This window comes from Streptomyces sp. NPDC031474, assembly GCF_055581185.1.
The window spans coordinates 505,748-511,958 of the sequence record NZ_JBVIJX010000006.1 but is presented as its reverse complement, the minus strand read 5'-3'; the positions used below and the strand labels follow the sequence as shown (position 1 = coordinate 511,958).

The following is a 6,211-nucleotide window of genomic DNA, read 5'->3' as shown; positions in this document are numbered from 1 at the left end:
AGGCAAACAAGCCCCACAAGGTTTCCGATGTTGTCTAGGCCCACCGTCAAGCATCAACTGGGACCAGAACGTCAAACATCACCTGGGACTAGACAGACTGGCATCTTTTTGATCATGAAACGGCGCGTCAGAACGGCGGTTCTTCGCTCCATCCTTCGCCTGGGTCTGCTTGCCAAGGGGAGCTGTCCGGCGATAGGTCGGTGTCGCAGAACAGGAAGGGGTTCCGCTGGCCTTCCAGTCCTGAGGAGTCCTCGCCCCATGCGTCGAGGGCGTCGATGGCCCGTTCACGGTGCTGCCAGAGCTCGCTGGTTCCGAGTACCTGGCGGACCAGGGGCACCAATGCCGCACGGTGATGCAGCAACCGGGCATCGTCCAGGAGCGGGATACATGCTGCGATTGCTGCTTCGCGTACATGGCGGTCGGGGACGTGGACGTATGTGAACGCGGCTGAGAACAGGAGAGGCCGCATCTCACGAATCGCTATGGCCGGTGGGTAGTCGTCGAGTGGGAACCCGAGCTGTTGGCGCATGGCATCAACCTCGTCGGTCACCCCGCAGGCAACTGACGCAATCCAAGCCAGTAGCTCGGCCCGCATGCATCCGGGGAAGGATCGGGAGTCCTTGTCGACCGGAAGCATCGTTTTCGAATCGGGCAGGATCGCGGCCACGTACCGGGCTGTGGGTACTGTCGCCTCATAGATCGTGCTCTGGTGGTGCAGGATGCCGTGCAGCTCGTCGAGCGCCTTGGTTCTCGCGCTCTGATCTGCATCCAGTAGCGCGACCAGAGTCTTGGGTGCGTCCGTGGCCGGCCCGTAAGCATGCTCCAGCGTGGCCCAGTTGGTTCCGGTGAGTGTCTCTTGCGGATCGGGCAGATCGGCGCCGGACGGCGGCATGTGCTTGGCTCTCACGCGATCCGCCACAAGGGCGCTATGTACTGCTCCGGGCGGCTGCTGATGAGCAGATGGCGCAGATCGTCACGCTGGGAGCCGCTGAAGCCCAAGACCTCTGTGAGGTGGCGGAACGTCGTGTGGGTGACTCCGCGGCTTCGGGCCTCATGCTCGAACTCGTCGAGCTGGGGCAGCACGGTACCGGGATCGACCTTTGCCGCTGGCTGGTCCTTGAGCCATGCGGCCTTGTTGCGTTCGTAGTCGATTTCCGAGTAGCCGCAGACCTCGCGGCTGTGCGTCTCGACCTCGTCCAGGGTGGTGGTCGACAGGATGGCGCGGGCCAACTGGTTGCGGTTCAGTGCCTCGTCCAGGTCGACCTCATGAACCGTCGGGCCATCGTCCGTGAGTGGGATGGGGAGTCCCGCGTCCCGTACCTCGCAGATGCCTCGTACCCCTCGGGCTGTTGCAGCGAGCATCCCGGTGGCCTCGGATGGGTGCCACTCCAGGATCGAGCTGACCGGCTCTGCATCCTTCGCGGTGAAGGTGTGGATGAGGGGCCCCAACAAACCGCGAACCTCGTCGAGCGGGAGTTCGCCATCAAGGCCGGGGCCGGCCACCAGTAGCCGGATAGGCGCGTTCACCTGGCAGGACGCGGCCAGGGTTAGGGCATCGGCTAGCGGGCTCTTGAGCGTCGGCTCATGGCCTCGCGCGAGGATGTCTCCGCCCACGTCCAAGAGGTCGATCGATGTCGGCTCCAAGTGGGTCACCAGCTCTTCGAGTTGGCGAGTGACGCCTTCGACGCCGTGGTGTGGGTCGATCAGAGTGAAGGTGTGCGGGAGCTCTGCCGCAAGCCGGGGGAGTGTGGATCCTGCTGGAGCGATCGGGCGGGCCGTGGCCGGCACTGACCAGACAGACGGGGTGAGCGGTTCGAGTCCCGTGAAGTCGGAGGGGCCTCTGGGTCCTGGGACCGGGTCGACCAACAGGCGGTCCCACGCGTAGGTGAGGATCACCGCCTGGTCGTCGTCGCCGTACAAAGCGGCGTCAAGCATTTCGGCGGCGACTGCGTCGCCCCCTCCTCCTGCTGCGACGATCAACCGCGTCATGTGCCCAACATTACGGGTTCGGCCTCTGGCCACTCACCCTATAGTGGCTAGAGGCCATAGCCACTTGGACGAGGAGGGGACATGCCTCAGATCGAAGAGGCGCAGCCGAAGTATCTCCAGATCGCTCACTACATCCGCGATCAGATCCTTCGGGGCGACCTGAGGGCGGGGGACGAGGTGCCTTCGGAGCGGCAGTTGGCGGCGAACTGGAAGGTGTCCAGGCCGACGGCCGCACGGTCGTTGGAGGCGCTGAGCCATCAGGGGCTGGTCGAGAAGCGGCAGGGGTCGGGCACGTATGTGCGCAGCCTTGAAGTCAACCGGCGGGCACGGGAGTTGTACGGGCGGGCGCGGCAGACGGGGAAGATCTACACCCCCGGTGAGTACGCGGTGATCACCTCGGCCGGGTGGCTGGAGGCTCCGGATCACGTCGCTGAGGCGTTGGGCCTGGTGAAGGATCGTCGGGCGGTGCACCGCCGGCGCGTGACCAACAACCAGGACGGCCCTATCACGCTGTCCACCTCGTGGTTTGCTCCCGACGTCGGGCAGCGGGCGCCCAAGCTTCTGGAGCCGGAACGGATCCAGGAGGGCACCCTGATGTACGTCGAGAACATGACGGGACGGCAGGGGAGTTATGCCGAGGACCGCATGTGCGCTCGGCAGGCGACTGACGAGGAGGCGGCAGACCTCCAACTGGAACCCGGATCAGCGGTCTTGATCGTGCACCACGTCGTGTTCGACCTCCAGGACCGGCCGTTGGAGTTCGCCGAAGCCACCTACCCGCCGCAGCGCTGGGCGTTCGAGCAGGGCTACCCGCTCACCTGATGGGTCGCCATTTCGGCGAACCGCTTGCACAGCGTGAGTGGCTAATGCCACTATCCAGTAAGTGGCTAATGCCACTCAGTGAAAGGGGGCACGGTGTGACGGGTCAGCGGCCGGAACGGGGCGCGCACTTACCTTGCCGGGGGTGTCGTGGGCGGGGCTGGAAACGTGTCAGCTCGCGCACGGCCCTGGCGCTCTCCACCGTCGACGACCGTGCCCGTGCCGCATCGAAACGGCGCTGCCTCGACTGCGACGGCAGCGGCAAGGAGTGAGCACGGATGGCTTACACGATCGACCGCTATCCCTCTGAGGACTCGCCGCGACTCGGGGCGATGACCCTGTACCCCGTCGCGGAGTCCGTGCATCTGTCCCGGCGCTGGTTCCGGAAGTTCATCGCCCCGTACAACCCGGCCTGCTCGGTCGATGACTGCGTACTGATGATCTCGGAGCTGGTGACCAATGCCATCGTCTACGGCGAGTCCGACGAGGTGTGGCGGGTCCGTGTGGAGTGGTTCCGAGAAGGGGCCTCGCTCAAGGTCGAGGTGCACAACGCAGGCTTTCCGGCGGGGGTGAAGCTGCGACGGCCCGACGCTGCTGACGCGCATGGGCGTGGGCTGCTCCTCGTCGACTCCATCGCCGACTCCTGGCACTCCGGGCCCAGTCACTTCGGCGGGACGGTCGTGTCCTTCGTGATGGCCGATGCCTGGCCCTCATGAGGCAGGTGTGACGCCGCAGTACTGCGCAACGGGATTTCTCGCTAGTCTGGTTGACCAGTTGACTTGGCCAATCCCGACGGGCGGCGTTCATGGCGTATGAAGTGGAGGCACCGAAGTACGTACGCCTCGCCCAGACGATCCAACGCCGCATCGAGGATGGCACGTATCCGCCGGGTACGAAGGTCCCCAGTGAGAATCAGCTGGTCCAGGCTTTCGGCATGTCCCGGCCGACCGTCGTGCGAGCCCTTGAGCTGCTGAAACGGGATGGCTGGCTGGAGTCCCGGCAGGGGTACGGCACCATCGTGCGCGGGCGGCCGGCCGGTGTTGAGCAGAAGGACCGCCGCGGGCGTGAAGTGCTGGAGCGTGACGAGTCGCAGACTCCGGGGCGTCTGGTCGCAGTCGATCAAGTGCCGGTTCCCGCCCGTGTCGCCTCGGTGCTCGGGCTGCCCAAGCGGGCCAAAGTCCTGATGCGCCGGTTCCTGGTCGAGGAGGACGGGGAAGCGGTTGAGCTCGTCTCGTCGTACTTCCCCGTCGGCCTCGTCGAGGGCACCGAGCTGGGGAGCTCCGAACCGCTGGGCGCCGGCGTTCGGGAGCACCTTGAGGGTCGGAAGAAGGTCCGCTTCGACCATGTGACGGAGCGGGTCTCGGCCCGGATGCCTGATGCCGGTGAGGCCGATCTGCTCGGCCTGCCTGATGGTGTGCCCGTCCTGAGTGTCCTGGTCGTCGCCTGTGATGCGTCCGGCCAGGCTTTGCAGGTCTCTGACGTGTTGCTGCCTGCTGATGGGCAGGAGCTCGAAGACACGTATCGCTTGAACTGAGCCCATTTCCGGGCCAGTTACCTCCTATTCTCACTTGACAAGTCAACTTGGCAACTCTAACTTCGGACTTGCTAAGTCAACCTGTCAGGTGGCAGGTTGATCGATCTCAGAAGGAGAACTCTCTGTGCGTGTGATCCGCGTTGACGCCTCGACCGCGACGATCCTGCTCACCGAAGCGCCGGTACCGAAGGTGCGTGACCGGCAGACCGGTGAGATCGCCAAGGACGCCGTGAGCGGTGAGGCGCTGATGACCGTCGGTGTCGTCTTCATCGACGAGGGGGACTCGTCGCTCATCCAGGTCACCGTCCCGGAAAGCGGCGTGACGGAGGGCCTGAATGTTGGCGCTCCGGTGTCGCTGCCGGGGCTCATTGCCCGGCCGTGGGAGAGCGTGTTCAACGGCCAGCAGCGGCACGGCATCGCCTACCGCGCGACCGCGATCGCGCCGGGCGCGTTCCCGGTCGCTCAGGCGGGCTGATCGTCGTGACGGACCTGATTACGTTGGCCGAGCTGGGCGCGCCGCTCGCTGCGATAGGCGGCGCGGCCTACGTCCGGCGCGCGAACCCGGCGGCGTACTGGTCCACGGTCGGGCTTCCGGTCTCGGTGGCCCGGCTGCTGGCCTCGTACTCCTCGACCATGGATGCCTGCGGCCTGACCGTCGAGCCGTCCCGGTTGCGGGTGCTGGCCATCAAAGCGACCAGCCGACGGGAGATCCGTCCCGTCCCGCCTCGCCGGGGCATCATCCGGCCCACTTCGACCGGCCTGCGCGTTCGTCTTCGGCTCGCGCCGGGCCAGGAACCCGCTGACGTCGCGGCCTCGGCGGAACGGCTCCGCCATGCCTGGGGCGTGCACGCCGTGTACGTGAAGGACGTCAAGCCCGGTGTCGTCGAACTGCGGCTCATCGGCTTCGACGTCCTGCGCAAGGTCCGGATGCCTCGCAGGATCGAGGGCGGGTTTCTCGAAGTGCCGGTGGCGCTTCGGGAGGACGCCACGGCGTTCTTACGCGACTACCGCGCCGTACCGCATGAACTCGTCCTCGGCGCGACGCTGTCGGGCAAGTCCATGTACCTGCGGAACCTGATTGCCGGTCTCGCCCGACAGAACGTCGCCCTGGTCGGCGTCGACTGCAAGCGGGGCGTCGAACTGGCTCCGTTCGCCGCCCGGTTCGCCGCGCTGGCTACCGATCCGGACGAGGCGGCCGAGCTGCTGCCCGTGCTGGTCAAGGAAATGGAGGACCGATACGACCTCATCAAGGCGCGACAGGGCATCGCCCCCGGCATTCCCGACGAGGAGATCACCTCTGATATCTGGGGCCGGCCCGAGATTGAACGGCCCACTCCCATCGTCCTGTTCGTCGACGAGGTGGCTGAACTCTTCCTCGTCGCCACTCGCAGGGACGAGGACCGCCGAGACGAGATGGTCACTCAGCTCATCCGGCTCGCCCAGCTCGGCCGTGCGGCCGGCATCTACCTGGAAGTGTGCGGACAGCGCTTCGGCGCTGAACTCGGCAAGGGCGCGACCATGCTGCGGGCCCAGCTCACAGGCCGCGTCTGCCACCGCGTCAACGACGAAGCCTCGGCCAAGATGGCGGTCGGCGACATCGCCCCCGAAGCGGTCTACGCATCCTGTGCCATCCCTGCCGAGCTGCCCGGCCTGGCCGTGGCCGGTGATACCTCCGGTGGCTGGTCCCGCATCCGTACTCCCCACCTGTCCCTCGCCGCCGCTGCGGCCACCTGCCGTGACACGGCCCACCTCGCCCCGGAAGTTCCGGCGCTCGCGCCCTTCCGGCCGTACGCCCGGCCCGTAGTCCTCGACACCCCCGAACCGGTACCTACCGCGCGCCTGTCCTCCGAGAGGACGGAGGACTGACTG

Annotated in this window: 7 protein-coding genes; 5 read left to right on the top strand and 2 right to left on the bottom strand. The window is 66.3% G+C overall.

The features are described 5' to 3' along the window. Positions 1-127: 127 nt before the first annotated feature. The gene (locus ACZ5SK_RS15395) at positions 128-907 is read right to left on the bottom strand and encodes a hypothetical protein (protein ID WP_361709397.1); all 780 of its coding nucleotides are present in this window, start codon (positions 905-907) and stop codon (positions 128-130) included. Further along, the gene (locus ACZ5SK_RS15390; protein ID WP_361709400.1) at positions 904-1,989 is read right to left on the bottom strand and encodes a DUF1152 domain-containing protein; all 1,086 of its coding nucleotides are present in this window, start codon (positions 1,987-1,989) and stop codon (positions 904-906) included. The genes ACZ5SK_RS15395 and ACZ5SK_RS15390 overlap by 4 nt, the downstream gene beginning before the upstream one ends. An 81-nt stretch (positions 1,990-2,070) precedes the next feature. On the opposite strand from ACZ5SK_RS15390, the gene ACZ5SK_RS15385 reads away from it, so the two are divergent. The 5 genes from ACZ5SK_RS15385 to ACZ5SK_RS15365 all read left to right on the top strand — a co-directional run bounded on the left by ACZ5SK_RS15385 (position 2,071) and on the right by ACZ5SK_RS15365 (position 6,208). After that, the gene (locus tag ACZ5SK_RS15385) at positions 2,071-2,811 is read left to right on the top strand and encodes a GntR family transcriptional regulator (protein WP_361709403.1); all 741 of its coding nucleotides are present in this window, start codon (positions 2,071-2,073) and stop codon (positions 2,809-2,811) included. 275 nt (positions 2,812-3,086) lie between these two features. Continuing rightward, the gene (locus tag ACZ5SK_RS15380; RefSeq protein ID WP_399320113.1) at positions 3,087-3,524 is read left to right on the top strand and encodes an ATP-binding protein; all 438 of its coding nucleotides are present in this window, start codon (positions 3,087-3,089) and stop codon (positions 3,522-3,524) included. An 89-nt stretch (positions 3,525-3,613) separates the two neighbouring features. After that, complete coding sequence (locus ACZ5SK_RS15375; RefSeq protein WP_361709407.1) at positions 3,614-4,342, top strand: GntR family transcriptional regulator; 729 nt, start codon at positions 3,614-3,616, stop codon at positions 4,340-4,342. A 124-nt stretch (positions 4,343-4,466) separates the two neighbouring features. Continuing rightward, entirely contained in the window at positions 4,467-4,817 is a 351-nt protein-coding gene (locus tag ACZ5SK_RS15370; protein ID WP_361709409.1) for an SCO3933 family regulatory protein, read from the top strand. 5 nt (positions 4,818-4,822) lie between these two features. Beyond that, on the top strand, positions 4,823-6,208 hold the full coding sequence (locus ACZ5SK_RS15365; protein WP_361709412.1) for an FtsK/SpoIIIE domain-containing protein: 1,386 nt from the start codon (positions 4,823-4,825) through the stop codon (positions 6,206-6,208). The last annotated feature ends 3 nt before the right edge of the window (positions 6,209-6,211 follow it).